Genomic DNA, 22252 nt, shown 5'->3' with positions numbered 1-22252 from the left:
AATGGAACATAGCCATCTATGATTCGCTCAGTCGCGCCCGGCGATCTCTGGTCGCTGCGACGCAAGCCGCGCAACCAGGTGCTGCTCTACACTGACGGTCTGCTGGCGCAGGCCCATCGGCCCGCCTGGTTTGCATTGCGCTGCCTGCTGCGGGGCAATGGACGCGATATGTCCACCCTGATCTATCAGGATCCGGGCGGCGCCGCGGTGGTTCAGGCCCAGGGGCGTAGCGGTCGTCCTGAGCAGGACATTGTGTATATCGCCTCGCTCGGCGGCCAGGCCATCCAGCATCCCAGCGATCGCGAGGTCTGGTTCCAGTTGCTGGCGCGGCTGGTGGAGAACGCGGGCTATCACCACGTGCAGCGACTGTACGCAGCGGTGCCGGAGGGGCACAACGAGGTGCGGGAGATCTTCCGGCAACTGGGCTTCCAGACCTACAGCCACAACACCATTCTCCACCTTTCCGGTCCTGACTGGGATCAGGGCACCACGCTGGCGCCGATGCGCATGCAGTCTCGCGGCGACCACTGGGCGGTGCACAAGCTCTATGGGGCGACGACCCCGCATCCTGTGCAAATGGCCGAGGTGCGAAACGCGCGCTACTGGGCCCTGCCACTTACGCGGCACTGGATGGGTCTGCGGCGCATGGCATGGGTGCTGGGCCCTGATGATGACCTGATAGCCTATTTGCACTGTTCGAGCGGTCCGTCTGGCCATGTCTTCAATCTCTTGATTCGCCCCGACGCGCGCGATGGCGCGGTGGATGTGCTGCGCTTCGGATTGGCGCAGCTTAGTGACGCGCGTCCGGCATACCTGATGCTGCGCGAGTATCAAGGAGAGCTTCTGGCCCCCGCGCAAGATCTCGGCTTTCAACCTATTGGCGAACAGGCGTTGCTGGTGAAAAACACTGTCGTGCCGGCGCGCCGCCCGTTGCTCGTGCCCGCGCTCGAGCCCGGCCTGGAGCCCCGGGTGCCTGCGCCCCGCATCTCCGCGCCGAGAGAGGACCCACAATCATATGTCAGACCGACAGGAAGTCACCACTGATATCCAGTTGCTGCTCGCAGCACTTCCTCCCCACATTACCCAGGCGATAACCGACGCGAATGATGACGCCTCCGATCTGCTGGAAGTCGTGATGGATCTCGGGCGTCTGCCCGAAGCGCGCTACCGGGGCCGGGAACGCTTCCTCAGCGATCGGGAGGTGACCCAGGAGGATATCAACTATGTCATCGCCCGGATCGGCGAGTTCGGCGAAGACAACCGCGCCGGCATTCAGCGCACCCTGCATCGCATCTCGGCAATCCGCAACCGCCGCGGCCAGGTGATCGGTCTGACCTGCCGGGTGGGACGCGCGGTCTTCGGGACGGTGACGATCATCCGCGACCTGGTGGAGACCGGGAAGAGCATCCTGCTGCTGGGCAAGCCGGGCACGGGCAAGACCACCCTGCTCCGCGAGACGGCTCGGGTGCTGGCCGAGGAGTTGCACAAGCGGGTGGTGATTGTGGACACTTCCAACGAAATCGCCGGCGATGGCGACATTCCGCATCCTGGCATCGGGCGAGCGCGGCGCATGCAGGTGCCGCGCCCGGCGGAGCAGCACGCGGTGATGATCGAGGCGGTGGAAAACCACATGCCCGAAGTGATCGTCATTGATGAAATCGGCACCGAACTGGAGGCCATGGCCGCGCGCACCATCGCCGAGCGGGGCGTGCAACTGATCGGCACGGCCCACGGCAATACCCTCGACAACCTGATGGTCAATCCCACCCTCTCGGACCTGGTCGGCGGCATTCAGGCAGTGACACTGGGCGACGAAGAGGCGCGTCGTCGGGGCACCCAGAAGACGGTGCTGGAACGCAAGGCGCCGCCGACCTTCGATGTGCTGGTGGAGATCCAGAGCTGGGACCGGGTGACGGTCTACCAGGATGTGGCTGCGGCAGTGGACGCGATCCTTCGCGGCGAGGATCCGCCAGCGGAGGAGCGCTGGCGCGACGCAGACGGGGTGATCCACAGGCAGCCGGTGCATCGGGAGGCAAGTGAACTGCCAGCGGTGGGCCGGCGCAGTTATGGGCGCGAAGGCGGGCGTCCCGGCGCGCGGGGGGGCGCACGGGGCGGCCTGGGGGAGGCGATGGGCGTCTCCGGGCCGCGGGTGCGCGAGCGCAGTGTGGCAAGCAGCGGCAACGGGGGCGGCGCGGCTGCCGCCGGACAGGCCACGCAGCGCATCTTTCCCTTCGGGGTCAGCCGGAATCGTCTGGAGACCGCCATCGAGCGCCTGGGTGTGCCGGCGGTGATCGTCCGAGATATGAAAGATGCCACTCTGGTGATGACATTGAAGAACTACTATCGCCAGAGCGCGCAGCGGCTGCGGCAGGCCGAAGAGCAGGGCGTACCGGTGTATGTGCTGCGCAACAACACCATCTCGCAGATGGAGCGCCAACTGGCCCACGTCTTTAACCTGCGCGAAGTGGACCATGATGCGAGTTTCCCCTCGCTGCGCCACGCCGAGGATAGCAGCGTGGTCGAAGAGGCCATGCTGGAAGTGGAGGAGGCGATCAACCAGCTTATGAACGGCGAGCGCACGGTGGTTGAGTTAACGCCGCGGAGCAGTTACATTCGCAAGTTGCAGCATCAAATGGCCGACCGTTATAACCTCCGCTCGGAGAGCCGGGGCGAAGACTCTAACCGGCGGGTGAAGATTTTCCGCTGAGGTAGTGCGAGCCTGATCAGAAAGCCGGTTATTCAGGGAGTTCGCGGGAGGGCGTTGCCTTCTCGGGGTCTTCTGGAGGAGTTGGGCAGGCGCTACACAGTACATCCGGCGAGTCCTGGCGGAAGGCGGGTGGCGACCCGCAGCAGGCCCGCGCATCTGGTCTATCGTCAAAGATTGTATAATACGGGCTGACAGTTAGCAATTGCCACGCGGCCTTTTATGTCACCGTGCGAGGGAACTGCGAAGGACCGCACCGCTCAGGAGTGGATCATCAACAACGATGGGCGTCTTCATTACCTTCGAGGGACCGGAGGGCAGCGGGAAGAGCACGCAGGCGCGGTTGCTCTACGAGCGGTTACAGGCTGAGGGCTATCCGGTTATTCTGACCCGCGAGCCGGGGGGGACGCGCATCGGCGAGATGATCCGTCGCATCCTGATCGATCTGCGCCATACCGAGATGGCTCCGACGACGGAAACGCTGCTGTTCTCAGCAGCGCGGGCCCAACTGGTCAGTGAACTGATCCGGCCGTACCTGAGCACAGGGGGAATTGTGCTTTGCGATCGCTACGCCGACTCCACTTTCGCCTATCAGGGGTACGGTCTGGGACGCGATCTCGACGAGTTGCAGGCGATCACTGCCGTAGCCACCGGCGGACTGATGCCTGATCTGACATTTTACCTGGACATTGATGTGGAAGAGGGGCTGCGGCGCAAGCGCGCCCAGCGGGAACGCACCGCCGCGCCGGGAGCTTCCGGCGTGCAGGCGGAATGGAACCGGCTCGATGCTCGCGATCTGGCCTACCACCAGCGCGTGGTGGCGGGGTTCTTCGAGTTGATGCGACGAGAGCCGGCGCGCTGGCGGCGTCTCTCCGCCAACCAGCCTGTTGAAGCGCTGGCGGCCCAGATCTACGTCGAAGTTGAACCGCTGCTGGCTCCGGTCGCGCGGTTAGGTCCTACGGTATGAAACTGGTGCTCGCGATCGTGCAGCCGCAGGATGCGACCATGCTTGTGGACGCGCTGATGGAGCACGGCTACCGAGTGACGCGTCTGAGCAGCCAGGGCGGCTTCCTGCGCGAAGGAAATGTGACTCTGATGCTCAGCGTTGAGGATGAGCAGATAAACGACGTCATCCGTGTGGTGCGCGAACACTGCTCTACGCGCGCTCGCTTTGTCTCACCGATGCCGCCGATCGCGGAGTCGGGCGAGTTTTACCCCCCCGCGCCGCTCGAGGTGCAGGTGGGAGGCGCAACGGTGTTTGTGCTGAAGGCGGAGACGAAGCGATTGTAGCCCGCCAATGCTGGCGTAGACGGACACCTCGATGGACGCCTTGCAGGACCTGTTGACGAACCTGGTTCCGATTTTGCAGCTTGTGGGCATCCTGCTCGGGGCCTACCTGGTGCTGATCTGGGCCGCATCGGTGCTCTGGGCCTACCGTGACATTCGCCAGCGCAGCGAGGATGTCTCGGTGCAGGTGCTGGCCGTGAGCCTGGTGCTCCTGCTGCCCTTCGCGGGCATCCCCCTGCACCTGATCCTGCGCCCGCCGCAGACGCTCGCCGAACGTTACGAGCGGGAACTGGAGCAGGAGTACCTGCGGCGCGACATCGAGGAGAAGTATGTTTGCCCGGAGTGCCAGCGGCCTATTGAGCCTGACTTTATCCTCTGCCCGCACTGCCAGACGGCTCTGCGCCGTCATTGTGACGTATGCCATCGCGTGATTGACCTGACCTGGAGCATCTGCCCCTACTGCGGCGCCGACGGCAGCCATAGTTCCCGCCAGGCGCCGACAATTCCGGCGACAAGTTATCCTGCCTTGCAACACGCCGAAGAGGTGAGTCGTTCGTAGCACCGCGTCTGAGCTTCGTTGCCAGGTCGAGGTGAAGCACTGGCGCCGCCAGTGCTTCGGCCTTCTAGAGCGCGGCTCATTCAGTCGCATTCGCCGATGCCCGACCAGTGTGGACGGAACCATACTAGGGAGGTTCGTGGAGGTGGAGCATGCCGGCAATTACCGATGTTCCTGGCGTGATGGTGGGCCATGCCCACGATGCCGAGGCGTTGACGGGAGTGACCGTGGTGCTTGCCCTCGAAGGGGCGGTCGGAGGAGTGGATGTGCGCGGGGGTGCTCCCGGCACACGCGAGACCGACTTGCTGGCCCCGGAAAATAGCGTGCAGGAAGTCCACGCCGTAGCACTCTGCGGCGGAAGCGCCATGGGGTTGGCAGCGGCGAGCGGGGTGGTCCAGTGGTTGCGCGAGCAAGGCGTGGGCTTCGATGTGGGCATCACCCGCGTGCCCATCGTTCCTGCGGCGGTAATCTTTGATTTGCAGATTGGCAGCCATGAGCGTTTCCCTGACGCGGCCATGGGTTACGCGGCCTGCAAGGCCGCTGGTACGCACGTGGCCGAAGGCTGCGTCGGAGCGGGAATGGGGGCCACGGTGGGCAAGGTCCTGGGACCGCAGGCGGCGATGAAATGCGGCGTCGGCACGTGGAGCGAAATGCTGGCCGATGGCGTTATGGTGGGGGCGCTGGCAGTGGTGAACGCCTTCGGCGATGTCTGGCGCGAGCACGGAGGCATTCTGGCGGGCGTGCGCGGCCCGGACGGGCGCATGCTTGACGCGACCCGGGTGCTGCGCGATGGGCAGGTTCAGGCGGCCCTGAGCGCCCGACGCGGCGAGCACCGCAATACGACGATTGCCGTGGTCGCCACCGATGCGCGGCTGACCAAAGCCGAGGCCACCCGGCTGGCCCAGATGGCGCATGACGGGCTGGCACGCACGATCCGCCCCGTGCATACCCCCTTTGATGGGGATACGGTCTTCGTCCTGGCAACCGGGCGCCGACCGGCGCCCCATCTGGTGGTGCTTGGCAGCATCGCCGCCGATACGCTGGCGCGGGCAGTCGAGCGGGCCGCACTGACCGCCACCGCGATGGGCGGGTTGCCGGCGGCGAGTGATCTGGGGAGCGGCAATCCGTAAGCCCCTGACCGGTTACGCTGCTGGGAGGGCTGCGCCCCTCCGGTCCCGCCTGCAATCCGGAGGGTTGCGCCACTCGACAAGTCAGAGGCGATCGGGTACAATCGCCGCGCCTATGAAACCCTCGCACGTACTCCTCTTGCTCCTGCTGGCGGCGTTGCTGGCCGCCTGTGAGATTCAGGGCGGCGCGCCCCGTCCCACGTCCGTGGCCTCCGCGCCGCCTGGCGCGACCGCTGCCCCGCCAGCGGAAGCGACCGTCGCCCCGGCGCTTACCAGCGTCCCGTCGCCCGAAACGGCCACCGTCGCGCCGCCGGTCGCCGAACGTGGGGTGCGCATCGGGCTGCTCGACGATCCCGGCGACCTGCTGCCCTACCACGATGACCCCGCCGACGAGCGCCTTACAGCGCCGATCACCGAACTGCTCTTCCCGGCGCCGCTGCTGGTCCATAGCTACGCGTACACCACCACCGGCGTGCTCGAACGAGTGCCCAGCCTGGAGAACGGCGATGTGACGGTGTCAACGGTCGAGGTCTACCTCGACAGCGCGGGGATGATCACCACCACGGCCACCGCCGTGATCACCGAGGTGCAGCAGATCAGCGTCACTTTCCGCTGGAACCCGAAGCTGACCTGGTCGGATGGCACGCCGGTGACCGCCGATGACTCGCTCTATGCCTATGAACTGGCCCGGCAGGTGTACATGGGGCAGGAAGCGGCGAGTAAACTGGCCTTGCTCGACCGCTATGAGAAGGTGGACGCGCATACGACACGGGCGGTGCTCAAGCCAGACTACACCGATCCGGCCTATCCCGCGGTGTACTGGACGCCGCTGCCGCGCCACGCGCTGCTGGGGCGCAACCTGAACGACTTGCGTGAGGGCGATTTCGCGCGCGCGCCGCTAAGCTACGGGCCTTACGTGGTGGAACGGCGCGACCAGGGCAGTGTGCGGCTCGCGCGCAATCCGTACTACCAGGGCCGGGCGGGACCGTTCGAGAACATCACCTTCATTTTCCGCGACAATCCCGATCTCCTGCGGACCGCAGTCGCGGGGGGCAGCCTGGATGTGGCCCTGCTGGAGCAACCGCTTCCCGAAACGTTGCGGTTGATTCGCGCTGACGCCGAGCAGGGAGCGCTCAAAGTCAGCGTTGTGTCCAGTCCGGTGTGGGAGCATCTCACACTGAACCTCGACGTGCCGGTGTTGCAGAACATTCGGGTGCGACGGGCAATCGCTCATGCCATCAACCGCGAGGCGATGGTGGCGGAGTTGCTGGGGGGCTATGGCGCGGTGCTGGATAGCTGGATCGTGCCGGGGCAGTGGGCCGCCGCGCCGCCGGATCAACTCACGCGCTACCCCTATGACCCTGATGCCGCCCGCCGCCTGCTGGACGAGGCCGGACTGGTTGACGCCAACGGCGATGGGCTGCGCGAGGTGCGCGGTCAACCCTTCGTGCTCAACCTGGTGACAACGCAAAACTCGCCGTTGCGTCTGGCCGCCGCCCGGCGGATCAGCGCCGATCTGGCCGCGGTTGGCATAGGCACATCGTTGCAAGAAGTGCCCACCGCCGGTCTGTACAGCGCCGACGGGCCACTCTTCCGGCGCACTTTTGAGATAGCGCTGTTTGCATGGATCGCCGGCCCGGATCCCCGCGGCTGGGAGCGCTGGAGTTGCGCGGGGGTGCCCAGTGAGAACAATGGCTGGACGGGCAACAACTTCTCCGGCTGGTGCTTCTTCGAGGCCGACCGGGCCATCCGTATCGCGACCACCTCGCTGGTGCAGGAAGAACGCGCGGCTGCTTACCTGCGCCAGCAGCAACTCTTCACTCAGGAAGTGCCGGTGCTCCCCCTGTTCCAGCGCGTTGACGTGACCCTGGTTGCCCCGTCGCTCGCCGGTGTTAAGGCCGATCCAACTGCGCCGATCACCTGGAACAGCGCCGACTGGTCGCGCGTGAGCGCAGCGGAGGCCGTCAGGCCTCGCCCGTAGACGGCGCGATCACCAGGCGGCGCAAGCTCAGATTGCTATCAGGCGCTGTGCATTTCGCACCTGCTGAGAGGCGCGCTCTACTGAACCTATTCGTACCGCTCTAGCGTTTCTCGAAAAGGTTGATCCGCAACGATGACGGTACGAGCGCCGCGAGCCACACGGCTGAGGGTCCTCAGCGGATCAAGCGTTCCAGTGAGTGCTCCAGAGAGTGCGGAGGGCTGCAAACGGCTTCAAAAGCTCCGCCCTACATTCCGCCGCGTGCTCTGCGGTAAATTTGAACACGTGCGAGGCGCGCCGCTGGGACGCGACCGGCCGGTCGCCCTCCCTCGCCCACGTCCAACTGGATGCCAACCTTCGTGTTACAATGGCAATAACCCTCATCACGTCGTGGTCCCGACAACATACGAGGCCCGGAGGAACAACGATGTTCGAATCAAAAGAGCAGGTCCAGGCGGCACAGGAGCGCTGGGAACAGCAGTGTCTCTGGCCTACCCTCGAACGCGCGCCCGAGCGCCCCGTCCGCTTCATGACCACCAGCAGCGCCCCCGTGGAGCGCCTCTATACCCCGCTGGACCTGGCGGACAATGACTATCTGCGCGACATTGGCTATCCCGGCGAGTATCCCTTCACGCGGGGCATTCATCCCACCGGATACCGCGGCAAGATCTGGACGATGCGGATGTTCGCCGGCTTCGGCACGGCCGAGGAGACGAATCAGCGCTTCAAGTACCTGCTGAGCCAGGGGCAGACCGGTCTGTCCATAGCCTTCGACATGCCCACGCTCTACGGCCGCGATACCGACCACCCGCTGGTGGAAGGGGAGTTTGGCAAGTGCGGCGTGGCGGTCTCGTCGCTGGCGGACATGGAGGTGCTGCTCGACGGCATTCCTCTGGACCAGGTTTCGACCTCGATGACGATCAACTCGCCCGCGGCGATGATCTGGGCGATGTATCTGGTTGTGGCCGAAAAGCGCGGCGTTCCCTGGACGCAACTGCGCGGCACGATCCAGAACGATATTCTCAAGGAGTATATCGCGCAGAACGAATACATCTTCCCGCCTGAGCCGAGCATGCGCCTGGTGGTGGACACGATTGAGTTCGGCAGTCGCTATGTGCCGCAGTGGAATCCGATCAGCGTGAGCGGCTACCATATCCGCGAGGCGGGCAGCACGGCCGCGCAGGAACTGGCCTTCACCCTGGCCGACGGGCGGGCCTATGTGGAGGCCTGTCTGGCGCGGGGCCTGGACATTGATGACTTCGCGCCGCGCATTTCCTTCTTCTTCAACGCGCATAACGACTTCTTCGAGGAAATCGCCAAGTATCGGGCGGCGCGGCGCATCTGGGCGCGGCTCATGCGCGAGACTTACGGGGCGAAGAAGGAACGCTCCTGGTGGCTGCGCTTCCACACGCAAACCGCCGGCTGCTCGCTGACGGCCCAGCAACCCGAGGTGAACATCGTGCGCACGGCCATCCAGGCCCTCGCGGCGGTGCTGGGCGGCACGCAGAGCCTGCACACTAACTCGATGGACGAGGCCCTGGCCCTGCCTTCGGAGAAGGCCGTCACCATCGCCCTGCGCACGCAGCAGGTGATTGCCGCCGAGAGCGGCGTGACCAATACGGTTGATCCGCTCGGCGGCAGTTACTTCGTCGAGGCGCTGACGGATCGCATGGAGCGGGAGGTGAACGCCTACTTCAAGGCGATCTACGACCAGGGCGGAGTGATAGCTGCCATTCGCAATGGCTACTTCCAGAAGGAGATCGCCGACGCGGCCTATCGCTACCAGCAGGAGATTGATAAGCACGAGCGCGAGATCGTCGCCGTGAACGCCTACCAGACTTCGGCGCCGCTGGAGATCCCCATCCTGGAGATGGACCCGGAGGGCGAACGCAAGCACCTGGAGCGCCTGAACCGGGTGCGCCGCGAGCGCGACAACGAGCTGGTCCGGCGACGCCTGGCCGAACTGCGGGCAGCGGCCCAGGGGGATGAGAACACCATGCCCGCCATTCTGGAGTGCGTGCGCGCCTACTGCACTATCGGCGAGATGTGCGACGTGCTGCGCGAGGTGTTTGGGGTGTATCAGGAGACGACTGTCGTGTAGGGTCCCGGGGGTGGAGCGGTGGGGAGTGGATGGGGTTCTTGACACCTCCACTTTTCCCCACCCTCACACCTCCACACCTCCACACCTCCACACCTCTACACCTCCACACCTCAAAACTCCCCTCCCGGCGGGCGGATGCGTTCGAGCAGCAGGAATCCCAGCGCGGTAACCAGCATAAGGATGGTGGCCAGGGCCAGGGCCTGCCCGTAGTTGAGCGCCCCCGGCTGACCGAGGAAGCGAAAGATCATCACCGGCAGGGTTGGCGCTTCCGGGCGGGCGAGCAGCAGGGTGGCGCCAAACTCGCCCAGGGAAACGGTGAAGGCAAAGACAGCGCCGGTGACCAGAGCCGGAGCAATCTGCGGCAGTTCGACCCGCAGCCATGCCTGCACCGGCGAGGCCCCCAGGAGTGCCGCTGCCTCCCGCTGGCGCGGGTTAGTCGCTCGCAGCACCGGCGCCAGGGCGCGAATGACGAAGGGCAGGGCCACCAGCGTGTGAAGCACGGGAATGAGCCAGGGCGAGGTTCGCAGCCCGCCCAGCCCCGGCACGCTCAGGGCTACCAGGTAGCCCAGTCCCAGGGTGACCGCCGACGTTCCCAGAGGCAGCACGAACAGCGCATCGAGCAGAGCCGCGCCGGTGGTCGCGCGCCGCCGGGCCTCCGGTGGCGACCCTGGCGGCGCGGGGCGGCGCGCCAGCAGGTAGGCCGCCGGAACGCCAATGCTCAGCGCGAGGAGCGTGGTGGTCGCCGCAATGCGCAGCGAGTTGGCAACCGCCGCTGTTGGGGGCGTGAAGAAGGCTGACCCGGTAAGATTCTGGCCCAGGGCGAGATAGGCGGCCAGGGTGAAGCGCGGTGTGTCCGGGCCCGGCGCGAGCACCGAGCGCAGCGCCAGGGCGGCTAGTGGAGCGCCCAGCAGCAGGGCGATGAATAGCATCGTCGCGCCGACCAGCAGCTTCTCGCCGGGCGCGCGGGGAGGACGTGCCGTAAAGCTGCGCGGCTGCAACTCCAGGGGCGTCGTGGCCCGGGCCGTCAGGCGGGTATAGGCGAAACTCAGCCCCAGCATACAGACCAGTTGAATCAGCGCCAGAGTCGCAGCCACATCCAGGCGCAACAAATGGGCCGTCTGGCGGTAGATCTCCACTTCCAGCGTGGTCAGACGCGGCCCGCCGAGAATGACCATCACCCCGAAGCTGGTAAAGGTGAAGATAAAGATCAGCAGCGCCGCCGCGCCCAGCGCTGGCGCGAGCAGCGGCAGCGTCACGCGCGCCAGCGCGTCGAGACGCGAGGCCCCCAGCACCATCGCGGCCTGCTCCAGCCGCGGATCGAGATTAGCCCAGAACCCGCCCACCAGACGCACCACCACGGTGTAGTTGTAAAAGACGTGGGCCAGCAGCACCGCCGCCAGCCCTTCCAACCGGATCGGCGGCGTGGCCGGCCCGAAGATGGTCTGGAGGCTCTGATTGATCAAGCCCTGTGGCCCCAGCAGCGCGCCAAAGGCCGCAGCTACCACTACCGTGGGCATCACAAAGGGTATCCCGGCGACGGTCCGCAGCAACGCTTTTCCCGGGAATGCGTAGCGGGCGAAGACGTAAGCGCCTGGCAGTCCCAGGGCCAGGGTCAGGGCCGTTGAGAGCGCCGCCTGTCCAGCGGTAAAGGCGAGCACGCGCCAGTAGTAGGGCGCGCCCAGCGTTTCGAGCAGCCCGGCCAGGCCGTCGGCGAAACTCAGTCGGACGATGGCGAACAGCGGGTAGAGAAAGAACAGGGTCAGAAAGAGCACCGGCAGGAGCAGAACGACCGTCCTGGCGCTCCGGGCAAGAAATGGTTCACATTGGCGTGACAATCCGGCGCACATCTCTATACCTCTATGGATGCTGTTGGTGGAAGTATGGAGGTATGGAGGTGTGGAGGTGTGGAGGTGTGCATAGTCTGAAAGGCGGTGTGACCGGCCCCTGCCGGATGGTCGGGTTGGGGAGGGCGAGGGCCTCCGAAGGAAACGCCTGTTGAAGCGGTTGTTGTGCGAACTCAGGGTTATGACCTGCATTCCCGGCCCGAGAGGTGTGCGCCGTCGGGCAGGCCGGGCCGCGGGTCAAGCGGTTCAGCGGAGCACGATCTCGGTCCATTCGGCAATCCACTGATCGCGATAGCGATCAATCAGGTCAGGCGCCAGGTCAGCCGGCTGGGAGGGAAGTTCGGCGAAGCGGAGAAACACATCGGGCAGGGGCGCCCGGGGGTTGGCGGGGTAGACGAACATCTGGAGCGGAATGTCGGCCTGAAACTCCGGCTGGAGCATGAAGTCAACGAACTGCCGGGCGGCGGCTTCATCGCGGGCGCCGCGGAGAATGCCGACGAACTCGATCTGACGAAAGCTGCCGCCGGGGACGAGCAGGTTGCCCGTCGGCGGTTCGGACAGCCGGCCCTCGCTGAAGAACACCTCGGCGGCGGGACTGGTGGTGTAGCTGACCACCAGGGGATAGGCGCCGGCGCCGCTGCTGCCGCTAAAATGGGTGTAGTAGGCCTCGCTCCAGCCCTGGGTGACCAGCACCTCATTGGCGCGCAGATCGCGCCAGAAGTCCTTCCAGGTATACGCGCCGGCTTCGCCGAAATGGCCGATGGTGGCGAGGAGGAAGGCCAGGCCGGGCGAGGAGGTGGCCGGGTGCTGCACGACCAGTTTACCTCTCCATGCCGGCAGGGTCAGATCGCGCAGATCGGCCGGCGGAGTCAGACCGGCTGCATCGAGCGCCGCTTTGTCGTAGTTGATCACCACATAACCGAAATCTACCGGCAAGAGCCGGTTTTCCGGATCGAGCTTCAGATCCTCTGGCAGATCGGTAAGTGCAGGTGAAGCGTAGGGTGTCAGGATATCGGCGGCGAGGGCGCGGCTCAGAAAGGTGTTGTCCACGCCAAACAGAACATCGGCGAGGGGCGCATTTTTGCTGAGAATGGCCTGGTTGAGCACCGTTCCGGCATCACCGGCCTTGAGGAACTCAACGCTGACGCCCGACCGGGCGGTGAACGCATCCAGCACCCCCTGGCTTACGGAAAAGCTATCGTGGGTCATGACCACGATACGGCGGGTCTCGGCGGCGGGCGTTGCGCCAGCGGGGACAACACTGGCGGCGGGGGTGATCATCGGCGGGGGGGTGGGGCGGCTGGCGCCAGGCTGGCCGCAGGCCACGAGGAGCAGGACGATGGCCGCGAAGAGGATCAGGCGACGCATACAGGGATCCTTTCATATCTACGAGCGACGCGATAACAAAAAAGCCGCCGACCCGGGTAGAGGACGGCGGCCACAGGGGGCTGCTGGCGCTTCCCTACGCTGGTATGACCCAGGTCAGGTTCAACGGGTCAGCGGCATTCATGGGGGCCGCAATCTCAGCCGGGCTCTCCCGGCACCCCGAGCTTGGTATGTATTTCATTGGATGGTAACACGAGTGGGGCAAGCAGTCAATTCCAGCCAGGAGGTGCTTGTTCAGATGTCCCGCGGAGTCCGCAGAGCATGTGCCGGTTCAACCCTCCAATCCATGTTCGGTGGAGGTGAACCCTATCCGCCGGGGCGTGGGGGAGGCGGATTTCCCCTGTGGCAGCAAGCCGGAGGGTTGCTGCCACATCTCATATATACAACTCTTACACTGGCGCAAAGCAGGCCCGGAGCGCGTATGCTATACTAAAGCAGCGTCCCGGTTACGAGCATCCATTCGCGGCCCGGAAGCAAGGACGCTTCCTCCGAACGCCAGCAGACGCCGGGACCGACATCCGAGTGAGGGATACCGTCGTATGAGACTTGAGCGATTTACAGAAAAGGCGCAGGACGCCTTCCAGGCCGCGCAGGAGATCATGCAGGAGCAGCATCACACGCAGCTCGATGTTGAACATGTCTTTCTGGCAATGCTGCGCCAGCGTGATGGCCTGGCAGCGCGCGCCCTTGCGCGATTGAATGTTGACCCGGAACTGGTTGCTCAGCGTGTCGAGCGCGAGCTGGAAAAGTCGCCGAAGGTGTACGGCCAGTACGGCCTCGGCAACCAGGTCTATGTGACGCCGCGCACCCAGCGGCTGGTGAAGCGGGCCGAGGAGGAGGCCAATCGCCTCGGCGACCAGTATGTCGGCGTGGATCATCTGCTGATCGCCCTGAGCGGTGAGCGTGAGGGGGCCTCGGCCCGCATCCTGCACAGCTTTAGCATTGATCAGGAGCGCATCTACCAGGCCCTGATGGAGATCCGTGGCGCCCAGCGCTCGGACGATCCGGGCGCCGAGAGCCGCTACGAGATCCTGGAAAAGTACAGCACCGATCTGACCGAGATGGCCCGGCAGGGCAAGCTTGACCCGGTCATTGGTCGCGATGCCGAGATCACCCGTGTCATCCGCATTCTCTCGCGGCGCACCAAGAACAACCCGGTGCTCGTGGGCGAGACGGGCGTAGGCAAGACGGCGATTGCCGAGGGCCTGGCCCAGCGGCTGGTGACCGGCGATGTGCCGCCGACATTGCGTGACCGGCGCCTGCTGGCGCTTGACCTGGCAGGCATGGTGGCCGGGTCGAAGTTCCGCGGCGAGTTCGAGGAGCGCCTCAAGGCAGTAATGGACGAGGTGCGCAACGCCAAGGGCAAGGTCATCCTCTTCATAGATGAGTTGCACACCGTCGTCGGCGCAGGCGCGGCGGCGGGCAGCATTGATGCCAGCAACATGCTCAAGCCGGCCCTGAGCCGCGGCGAGATCCAGGTGGTCGGCGCAACCACGATTGACGAGTATCGCAAGCACATCGAGAAAGACGCCGCCCTGGAACGCCGCTTCAGCCCGGTGTTCGTCGAAGAGCCGGACGTCGAGACCACGGTTGAGATGCTGCGCGGTCTGCGGAAGCGCTACGAGGAGCATCATCAACTTACCATCTCCGATGCTGCGCTGCACGCCGCTGCGCACCTGTCGAGCCGTTATATCAACGATCGCTTCCTGCCTGACAAGGCGATTGACCTGATTGACGAGGCCAGCGCCAAGCTGCGCATTGATATCTACTCGATGCCTCCGGCGCTGAAGGCCAAGGAGAGCGAGTTGCGCCGGTTGCAGCAGGAGGAGGAAGAGGCTGGCGCCCGCCGCGACTACGAGCGGGCCGCTCTGTTGCGCTCGCGCTACCTGGCGCTTCAGGCCGAATTTGAAAGCGAGCGCGCGGCGTGGCTCAAGGCGGCCAATCTCGACGAAGTGGTGGACGATGAAGACGTCGCCCAGATCGTCTCAAGCTGGACCGGCGTGCCCGTCAGCCGCATGCTGGAGACGGAACGTGAGAAGCTGATCCATATGGAGGAGCGTCTCCACGACCGGGTGATCGGCCAGCACGAGGCCATTGTGGCCCTCTCCGACGCTATCCGCCGGGCGCGTAGCGGCCTGCGCGATCCGCGCCGGCCGATTGGCAGCTTCATCTTCGTCGGCCCCACCGGTGTGGGCAAGACGGAACTGGCCAAGGCCCTCGCGGAGTTCCTCTTCGATAGCGAAGACGCTATGACCCGCGTGGACATGAGCGAGTTCCAGGAGCGCCACACTGTGGCCCGGCTCATCGGCGCCCCGCCTGGCTACGTCGGGTACGATGAGGGCGGCCAGCTTACCGAGAGCATCCGCCGGCGGCCTTACCAGGTGGTGCTGTTCGACGAGATTGAAAAGGCTCATCCGGACGTATTCAACGCCCTGTTGCAGGTGCTCGACGATGGTCGCCTCACCGATGGTCAGGGGCGCACGGTTGATTTCCGCAACACGGTGATCATCATGACCAGCAACGCCGGCACCGAACATCTGCAGGGCGGCGGCATCGGCTTTTCTACCGGCGGCAAAGGCCCGCGGCAGATTGATATGAAGGACGCGCGCAAGAAAGTGGACGAGGCGCTGCGCCAGACCTTCCGGCCCGAGTTCCTCAACCGGGTGGACGAGATCATCCTCTTCCATCCCCTGTCTATGGAGGATCTCACCCGGATCATCGATCTGCAGGTGGGCGACCTGGTTGAGCGCCTGCGCGAACAGAAGATCACCCTGAAACTCACCAAGGCGGCCAAAGAGTATCTGGTGACCGAAGGTTACAACCCGGTCTATGGAGCGCGGCCGCTGCGGCGCACCGTGCAGCGCCTGCTTGAAACGCCCATCTCGCGCGAGTTGCTGCGGGGCGTTTTCAAGGCCGGCGATACGATCGAAGTTGACCTGGAAAACGGCCAACTGGTCTTCCATCGCGGCGATGTGCTGGAGATCGAAAGCACCCGCCCGGCCGAACCTCTTGGAGCATAGATTACGATACGCTGGATCAGATCACGGCCCCCGTTTCCCGCGGGAAACGGGGGCCGTTGCGTGTCGGGGAGATCAGCTCTCCGTCACTCGGCAGGCGTGCTGCAGGGCGCGGAAACCCGCAACCTCACCCTTTCCCCATGTAGCATGGCGCAGCCGCACTACATCGGAAAGGGTTTTTTAGAGCCTCTGAAAAATATTGAAAGAGGAAAGTGTCATTATAGTACTATGAAAAATCCGAAATGCTACGCTGGAAAATAATAACATTTCATTCATCTATTACTCTTCCTATTGAGGAATAGGAGTATCGGGTATTTGCATTCACCGGCGGATCATGTATGCTGAAGAGAAGTAACTGTTTGAGTTGCTCGTCCGCCGTGCCAAACTGTCGTGACCATCCAAACCTCATCTTTACCCTGCCACAACGTTGCACCTGCACAAGTTGCTCTGGAACGGTCGAGCAATCTTCGCGATGGCGCCCACGGAGCTGAACTATGTCGTCTGGCCCTGCAATCCAGCAAACCAGAACAATCGAAGAACCCTCTCCTCTTCCACCAACGAGCGACCCTGGACTGCTCAACCGAATGCGCGACCTGCTCGGCAGCGTCGGGGCTTTCCTGGCTGCGAGCCGGCATACGAATCCGCTGCCTGTGTTGGAGGACCTTGCCAGCGATTGGCTGCGCGCCGAACACGTGACTATCGCCATTCCGGCCGGCACAGATGTCATCGAGCACCACGAGCCGGGCGTGCTCGGCGGGCCAGTGCTGATCGGGCGGCGCGTGATCGGGCGCATCGTAGCCACGCGCACCCGACCCTTCAACGCCGAGGATCGGGCCTTGCTGCTCCCAATTGGCCAGTTGATCGGTGTAGCACTCGAGCATGCGATGCTCCAGGGGCAGGTGGAGCAACACACGAACGCCACGCAGGCCCACGAGAAGACCCTGGAGCGCTTGCTGGGCTTCGGACGCGGGGTGGTAAGTGGAGCGAGCGATCCGCAGGCGCTGGCGCGACAGATCGCGATGCACATTCCCGCGATGGTGGGTGGCGAGCGGGCCTCGGTGCTGCTGCTGCCGCCGTGTGATGCGCGCCATCCCGTGCTGGTGCTGAGCAATGGCGTGACTGCTGCGCCTGAGCGCGCCCGCGAGGTGGCCGAACACGGCCTCGCCGGGCTGGTGCTGCGCAATCGTGCGCCGCTGATTATTGACGAAACCGACACCGACCGGCGCTGGCTGGGGTTGAAACTGGGGGGCGGCGACACGCCTACCCGGTGCGCTATGGCTGCGCCGCTTCTCTGGGGCGACCGGGTGCTCGGCGCGCTCACCGTGACTACGACGCGCAGCCGGGTCTTCAACCCCGCCCACCTGAACCTGCTTGAACTGGTGGCCTGCCACGTGGCGCTGGCGATTCAGGCGGCCAACCTTCAGACGTGCCTGATGACAACCGCCGGGCATCTTGCCGATAGCATCCTTGAGTTGGAGACAGCGCTGCAAGAGTTGCACACAGGTGAGTCTGCCGCTGTCAGCCGCCTTGATGCCGCGGTCGCGCGGCTGCGTGAAGAACATGCGCGCCTGCGCGCGTTTGTAGGGCAGTAGACCAGAGGACGAGACCAGGTTGCATTCCTGGGAGACAACCCGGCAAGAGACAACCCGCCGAAGGGCGACCCGGCGGGAGACAACCCGGCGGGTTGTCTCTACTGGTTGGCGGGCAGGGAGGGATTCGAACCCTCGACAGCGTTACCGCTGTACGGCATTTCCAGTGCCGCGCACTAGACCAGACTATGCGACCTGCCCTCTCCAGGCGATTGTACCACGCCAACGGGCGAGGCGCAAACCTTTCGAGCAGAATAGGGTTGACATCCGGCTCACCGCCGCCCCCAGATGGCGAATGCGACGCAAGGATGTGCCGGAAAACCCTACCCTTGAGAAGGGCAGCGCCCTCCTGCGCCTTTCCGGTGGCGGACACAGGCCGGAGAAGCTCTGGTTTCTCCGGTTACGTGTCGTCCATATCCAGCGCCTGCGTCGAACGTAAGAACCCGCGCTGTTCGAGCAGGGCGATAATCCGGCGGGCGCAGTCTTCCGGCGAGGTGTCCTCGGTAGTCAGCCGCAGTTCCGGGTCTATCGGCGGCTCATAGGGATCATCAATGCCGGTGAAGCCGCGCAACTCGCCGCGCCGCGCTCTGGCGTAGAGGCCCTTGGTGTCGCGCTGCTCGCAAACGGCCAGGGAGGTGTCTACAAATACCTCGATGAAGCGATCAGAGCCGACCATGTGGCGCACTTCGTTGCGCGCGGCGCGGTAGGGGCTGACGGCGGCGCAGACCGCCACGCCGCCGTGACGCACTACTTCCGCGGCGACAAAGCCGATCCGCAGGATGTTCGCGTCCCGGTCCTCGCGCGAGAAACCCAGACCCTTTGAGAGATGCATCCGCACCACGTCGCCATCGAGGAGGGTGATCTGCCGGCCCCGTTCGAGGAGCAGCGGCAGCAGGGCCTCGGCGATGGTAGACTTGCCGGCTCCGCTCAGGCCGGTGAACCAGACGCAGAAGCCCTGCCGGTGGCGCGGCGGGTAGACCTCGGCGAGGATGGCTGCCGTTTCGGGCCGCGTGAACCAGGCCGGCAAGGGACGACCCCGGGCCAGGTACTCTTCGCGCACCTGGCTCCCTGAAATGCTCAGCACCCGCGCGCCGGGCGGAACGGCGCTGATTTCAACGTAGCGGTCCTCGTCGGGCAGGTAGACCAGTTCCTCGAAGGGCACCATCTGCACCCCGATCTCGTCGGCATAGCGGGCCACCAGTTCCTGCGCCTCCAGAGGGCCGTAGAACGGGCGGCCCTGGCTGTCAACGCCCGGCCCGGCGTGGTCGCGCCCGACAATGAAGTGGGAGGCGCCGTAGTTGCGCCGGATGATGGCGTGCCAGAGGGCCTCGCGCGGGCCGGCCATGCGCATCGCCAGAGGAATGAGACTGAGCAGCGTGCGCCGCGGGTCGTAGTAGCGTTCAACCACCGCCTGGTAACCGCGCACGCGGCTGTAGTGGTCCACGTCGCCAGGACGGGTCATACCCACGGCGGGGTGGATCAGCAGCGCGCCGCCCACGGCATCCGCGGCGCGCTTGGTCAGTTCTTCGTGCACGCGGTGCAGGGGGTTGCGGGTCTGAAAGGCTACGACCTGGCTGTAGCCCAGGCTCTCAAGCCGCTCGCGGGTCTGGGCGGGGGTGAGGCGCAGATGGGCGAAATCCAGGGTGCGGGGCAGATCTAGCACGGTGATCGGCCCGGCCAGGCAGCGCTCGCCCCAGCCGCGCATTTCGGCCACCAGGGGATGACGCGGATCGGTGGTGCCCAGCACGGCCAGGGCCTCTTCGTCCCGGTCCCAGCCATAGATCTCATCCACGCGCATCAAGGCTACCGGGTTGTTACGCTGGTCGGCGAGAGTAATTTCGTCGCCGGGACGGATCGGCGGCGTCGCCGGGACGCGCAGGACGACGGGGATGGGGAACAGCGTCCCGTCGGCGAGGCGCATCTCGGCTAGCACACGCCGATAATCAGCAGACCCCATGAAGCGATCCAGGGGCGAAAAGGCGCCGGTGGCGAGCAACTCCAGGTCGCAGAGGGTGCGGGCCGAGAGTTGTACTGCTGGCAGGCGCCGGGCCCGCTCCAGCAGACGCAGCCGCTCCGCGCCGGTCACGACCAGGTTCTTCAGCGTTCCGCCGTAGGGGGGAATGAGGGGCATAGGAGCTCCTTGGGTTTGTCTGTGGAGATGTAGAGGTGTGGAGGTGTGAAGTTGGAAAACAGCTCCAATCTTACACCTCCACACCTCCACACCTCCACACCATCCTTCACCAGGCCACGACGCGCCCGCGCAGGTCACCCGGAGCGGCGATCCCGTAGCGCGCCAGCAGCGTCGGCAGGACATCATAGATGGTCACTCCGTCAAGCCGCCGGCCAGCGCCGGGGCGGGCGGGGTCGTAGAAGATGAACAGGCCATGCTGCGCGTGGTTGGCGTCATCGGGACCGGTGTCATTCTCGCGGGTGAACAACCCCGCGCCTCCAACCGTGCCGATGGTCCGCCAGGCCAGATCGCCGACGTAGAGCAGCAGATCGGGCGCGACCCCGCGCACCTTCCGGTACAGTTGCTGCGGAGTGAAGACCCGGTTGCCGAGCGGCGCGCCGTCGGGTCCGGCCAGAGCGGTGAGCGCAGCGGCCAGGGCGGACCGTTCGGCTTCGTAGTCGGCAGGGGCGATGATCCCCTGCGGTTCGCGTCCGCGCACATTGAGGAAGATCCGCCCGTAGTAGCCTCCGGCGCCCCAGGCGCGGGTGCGCGCCCAGTCTACCGCGGCGGGGTCGAAGCCAACGGGCGCGGGGGACGGCTCGCGCAGGGCCAGGTAGCCCTGTTCGAGCAGCCACTGGTTGAGGCGAAAGCCGCCCATCAACGGGCGCGCGCCGTGGTCGGAGACCACCAGCACGGCGGTCCCGGCGTCGCAGGCGGCAAGAAGTTCGCCGGTGCGTCGGTCCACATGCCGGTAGTAGTCAAAGATGGCGTTCCGAAAGGGCGAATCGGGCACAAAGTCGGGGTGGGCGGGGTCCATGTGCTTCCAGAAGGCGTGATGGATGCGATCAGTACCCATATCCACCAGCATCAGCAGATCGGGCCGGTCTTCGGCCAGCAGTCGCTGCGCGAGGGTGAAGCGCTGGTCGCAGAGGGTGTAGATATCGGCGAGGATTCGAGGTTTATCTTCTGATCGAAAATCGGGCACATCGAGCAGATAAGGCCGCTCCAGCCATTCAGCGACGCGCTGTGCCAGTTCGGGCGGATGGGTGTAGGCGCTGGCGAGAGAAGGGGCGAGAAAGCAACTGACGGCGACGCCGTTCACCGCGGGAGGCGGGTAGGTGCCGGGAACGCCGATGACGGCGACGCGCCAGCCGGCATTACCCAGGTAATCCCAGAGGCGTGGCGCGCGCACGGCGCGCCCGTCAGCCACGACCATGGAACCGTAGCCGCGATCGGCGCGGTTGCGGAAGCCGTAGATCCCCAGTTCGCCCGGGTCGCGCCCGCTGAGCATGCAGCTCCAGGCCGGAACGGTGATCGCTGGCACGCAACTCTCCAGACTCCCGGACACGCCGCGCTCTATCAGGGCGTTGAGATGGGGCAGGTCGCCGCGCCAGCGTTCCACCAGCGCGGGTTCGGCGCAGTCCAGGCCGATTATCAGCAGACGGGGCGTGGGCATAGGTGAACTCACGGGGTGTAGAGGTGTGGAGATGTAGAGATGTGGAGGTGTAGAGGTGTGGAGGTGTTGCCGGGGATCTCGTTTTTACATCTCCACATCTCCACACCTCCATGCCTCCACAGGGCGCTGCACTACGAGGCGCTGGCGCGCCCGGGCGTCTCTTCGGAGAGAGCGGCGCGATGGCGGTAGACCAGGAATCCGCCAGCCAGCAGTATCGCCAGCGCGGAGAGCACGTGGACCACATTGAAAGGTGTGCCGGGGAAGAACCAGGAGTCGGTGCGCAGAAACTCGATAAAGAAGCGCCCCAGAGGATACCAGATCAAATACAGCAGCGCCAGATCGCCGGGCTTGAGGCGATCAGCGAAGCGCCGGGCGATCCACAGCAACAGGGCGAAGCCAACCAGGTTCCAGAGCACCTCGTAGAGAAAGAGGGGATGGAAGCGCACGCTCTCCGGGTAGGCGTTCAGGTCGTTGTAGGGCGGAATGCGGTGTTGCGGATCGATGCGCAGACCCCAGGGCAGAGTAGTGGGAGGGCCATACAACTCCTGGTTGATGAAATTGGCGTTGCGGGCGATAGCCTGCCCCAGAGGCAAACCGAGGCCGGCGCCGTCGAGGTAGATCGGCAGATTCAACCCGCGCACCCGCGCGTAGATCAGCAGCGCCGCAGCGCCGAAGAGAAAGCCGCCGAAGATGTGCAGCCCCCCTTCCCAGACTCGCACAATCGACCAGGGATCGGCCAGGTAGCGTTCAAGGCCGTCCGGCCCGCGGGGGGACTGGATGAACACGTAGTACAGACGCGCCCCGATCAGACCAGGGATCAGCACCCAGAGGAGCATGTCCCACACATTATCGGGGTTTTCGCCTTTCCAGGCCACATAGCGCGCGGCCACGGCGGTCGCGGCAAAGACGCCGGCGATCATCAGTACGCCGTACCAGCGTATGGCCAGGGGGCCAATCTGGATCAGAATTGGATCAACAGGCGGGTACATCGGGGGTGCTTCGATATTAAGAACTCATGCGTCTTGCAAACAGTTTCT

15 protein-coding genes, 1 tRNA gene and 1 riboswitch are annotated in these 22252 nt (G+C 65.0%); of the genes, 10 read left to right on the top strand and 6 right to left on the bottom strand.

Annotation, left to right across the window (positions count from 1 at the left end; genetic code table 11):
* Positions 1-18 precede the first annotated feature (18 nt).
* The 8 genes from NZU74_17175 (at position 19) to NZU74_17140 (ending at position 9753) form a co-directional block, all read left to right on the top strand.
* Positions 19-1044, top strand: coding sequence for a hypothetical protein (locus NZU74_17175; protein ID MCS6883065.1), 1026 nt, complete (start codon positions 19-21; stop codon positions 1042-1044).
* Positions 1016-2707: an AAA family ATPase gene (locus NZU74_17170; protein MCS6883064.1), complete on the top strand. Its 1692-nt coding sequence runs from the start codon at positions 1016-1018 to the stop codon at positions 2705-2707. The genes NZU74_17175 and NZU74_17170 overlap by 29 nt, the downstream gene beginning before the upstream one ends.
* A gap of 280 nt (positions 2708-2987) precedes the next feature.
* Positions 2988-3671 (top strand): dTMP kinase, encoded by a 684-nt coding sequence (gene tmk, locus NZU74_17165; protein MCS6883063.1) that lies wholly within the window; start codon positions 2988-2990, stop codon positions 3669-3671.
* A complete protein-coding gene (locus NZU74_17160) occupies positions 3668-3994 on the top strand; it encodes a cyclic-di-AMP receptor (GenBank protein ID MCS6883062.1) in 327 nt (108 codons plus the stop codon). Before tmk ends, NZU74_17160 begins: the two co-directional genes overlap by 4 nt.
* Positions 3995-4025: 31 nt before the next feature.
* A complete protein-coding gene (locus tag NZU74_17155; GenBank protein ID MCS6883061.1) occupies positions 4026-4550 on the top strand; it encodes a zinc ribbon domain-containing protein in 525 nt (174 codons plus the stop codon).
* Positions 4551-4699: 149 nt separating this feature from the next.
* Positions 4700-5677: a P1 family peptidase gene (locus NZU74_17150; protein MCS6883060.1), complete on the top strand. Its 978-nt coding sequence runs from the start codon at positions 4700-4702 to the stop codon at positions 5675-5677.
* A 112-nt stretch (positions 5678-5789) separates the two neighbouring features.
* The gene (locus NZU74_17145; GenBank protein ID MCS6883059.1) at positions 5790-7655 is read left to right on the top strand and encodes a peptide ABC transporter substrate-binding protein; all 1866 of its coding nucleotides are present in this window, start codon (positions 5790-5792) and stop codon (positions 7653-7655) included.
* Positions 7656-8079: 424 nt separating this feature from the next.
* Positions 8080-9753, top strand: coding sequence for a methylmalonyl-CoA mutase family protein (locus NZU74_17140; GenBank protein ID MCS6883058.1), 1674 nt, complete (start codon positions 8080-8082; stop codon positions 9751-9753).
* A gap of 110 nt (positions 9754-9863) precedes the next feature.
* On the opposite strand, the gene NZU74_17135 is transcribed toward NZU74_17140, so the two are convergent.
* Positions 9864-11588: an iron ABC transporter permease gene (locus tag NZU74_17135; protein MCS6883057.1), complete on the bottom strand. Its 1725-nt coding sequence runs from the start codon at positions 11586-11588 to the stop codon at positions 9864-9866.
* 255 nt (positions 11589-11843) lie between these two features.
* Positions 11844-12965: a thiamine ABC transporter substrate-binding protein gene (locus tag NZU74_17130; protein ID MCS6883056.1), complete on the bottom strand. Its 1122-nt coding sequence runs from the start codon at positions 12963-12965 to the stop codon at positions 11844-11846.
* Between the two features lie 74 nt (positions 12966-13039).
* Positions 13040-13155: riboswitch (TPP riboswitch) on the bottom strand.
* Positions 13156-13522: 367 nt separating this feature from the next.
* On the opposite strand from NZU74_17130, the gene NZU74_17125 reads away from it, so the two are divergent.
* On the top strand, positions 13523-16003 hold the full coding sequence (locus NZU74_17125; protein MCS6883055.1) for an AAA family ATPase: 2481 nt from the start codon (positions 13523-13525) through the stop codon (positions 16001-16003).
* Positions 16004-16494: 491 nt separating this feature from the next.
* Positions 16495-17592: a GAF domain-containing protein gene (locus tag NZU74_17120; protein ID MCS6883054.1), complete on the top strand. Its 1098-nt coding sequence runs from the start codon at positions 16495-16497 to the stop codon at positions 17590-17592.
* A 106-nt stretch (positions 17593-17698) separates the two neighbouring features.
* On the opposite strand, the gene NZU74_17115 is transcribed toward NZU74_17120, so the two are convergent.
* The 4 genes from NZU74_17115 to lgt form a co-directional block, all read right to left on the bottom strand.
* Positions 17699-17790, bottom strand: a tRNA-Ser gene (locus tag NZU74_17115).
* A gap of 199 nt (positions 17791-17989) precedes the next feature.
* On the bottom strand, positions 17990-19720 hold the full coding sequence (locus NZU74_17110; protein MCS6883053.1) for a bifunctional sulfate adenylyltransferase/adenylylsulfate kinase: 1731 nt from the start codon (positions 19718-19720) through the stop codon (positions 17990-17992).
* A gap of 106 nt (positions 19721-19826) precedes the next feature.
* Positions 19827-21215, bottom strand: a complete 1389-nt coding sequence (locus NZU74_17105; protein ID MCS6883052.1) for an alkaline phosphatase family protein — start codon at positions 21213-21215, stop codon at positions 19827-19829.
* A gap of 131 nt (positions 21216-21346) precedes the next feature.
* A complete protein-coding gene (lgt, locus tag NZU74_17100) occupies positions 21347-22204 on the bottom strand; it encodes a prolipoprotein diacylglyceryl transferase (GenBank protein MCS6883051.1) in 858 nt (285 codons plus the stop codon).
* Positions 22205-22252 lie beyond the last annotated feature (48 nt).

This window comes from Chloroflexaceae bacterium (assembly GCA_025057155.1).
Classification (GTDB): Bacteria; Chloroflexota; Chloroflexia; order Chloroflexales; family Chloroflexaceae; genus JACAEO01.
This window is presented reverse-complemented; position numbering and strand designations above follow the sequence as displayed.

Coding starts and splice junctions, on each gene's coding strand:
- NZU74_17175 (MCS6883065.1), top strand. CDS start 19: ATGATTCGCTCAGTCGCGCCCGGCGATCTCTGGTCGCTGCGACGCAAG.
- NZU74_17170 (MCS6883064.1), top strand. CDS start 1,016: ATGTCAGACCGACAGGAAGTCACCACTGATATCCAGTTGCTGCTCGCA.
- tmk (MCS6883063.1), top strand. CDS start 2,988: ATGGGCGTCTTCATTACCTTCGAGGGACCGGAGGGCAGCGGGAAGAGC.
- NZU74_17160 (MCS6883062.1), top strand. CDS start 3,668: ATGAAACTGGTGCTCGCGATCGTGCAGCCGCAGGATGCGACCATGCTT.
- NZU74_17155 (MCS6883061.1), top strand. CDS start 4,026: ATGGACGCCTTGCAGGACCTGTTGACGAACCTGGTTCCGATTTTGCAG.
- NZU74_17150 (MCS6883060.1), top strand. CDS start 4,700: ATGCCGGCAATTACCGATGTTCCTGGCGTGATGGTGGGCCATGCCCAC.
- NZU74_17145 (MCS6883059.1), top strand. CDS start 5,790: ATGAAACCCTCGCACGTACTCCTCTTGCTCCTGCTGGCGGCGTTGCTG.
- NZU74_17140 (MCS6883058.1), top strand. CDS start 8,080: ATGTTCGAATCAAAAGAGCAGGTCCAGGCGGCACAGGAGCGCTGGGAA.
- NZU74_17130 (MCS6883056.1), bottom strand. CDS start 12,965: ATGCGTCGCCTGATCCTCTTCGCGGCCATCGTCCTGCTCCTCGTGGCC.
- NZU74_17125 (MCS6883055.1), top strand. CDS start 13,523: ATGAGACTTGAGCGATTTACAGAAAAGGCGCAGGACGCCTTCCAGGCC.
- NZU74_17120 (MCS6883054.1), top strand. CDS start 16,495: ATGTCGTCTGGCCCTGCAATCCAGCAAACCAGAACAATCGAAGAACCC.
- NZU74_17110 (MCS6883053.1), bottom strand. CDS start 19,720: ATGCCCCTCATTCCCCCCTACGGCGGAACGCTGAAGAACCTGGTCGTG.
- NZU74_17105 (MCS6883052.1), bottom strand. CDS start 21,215: ATGCCCACGCCCCGTCTGCTGATAATCGGCCTGGACTGCGCCGAACCC.
- lgt (MCS6883051.1), bottom strand. CDS start 22,204: ATGTACCCGCCTGTTGATCCAATTCTGATCCAGATTGGCCCCCTGGCC.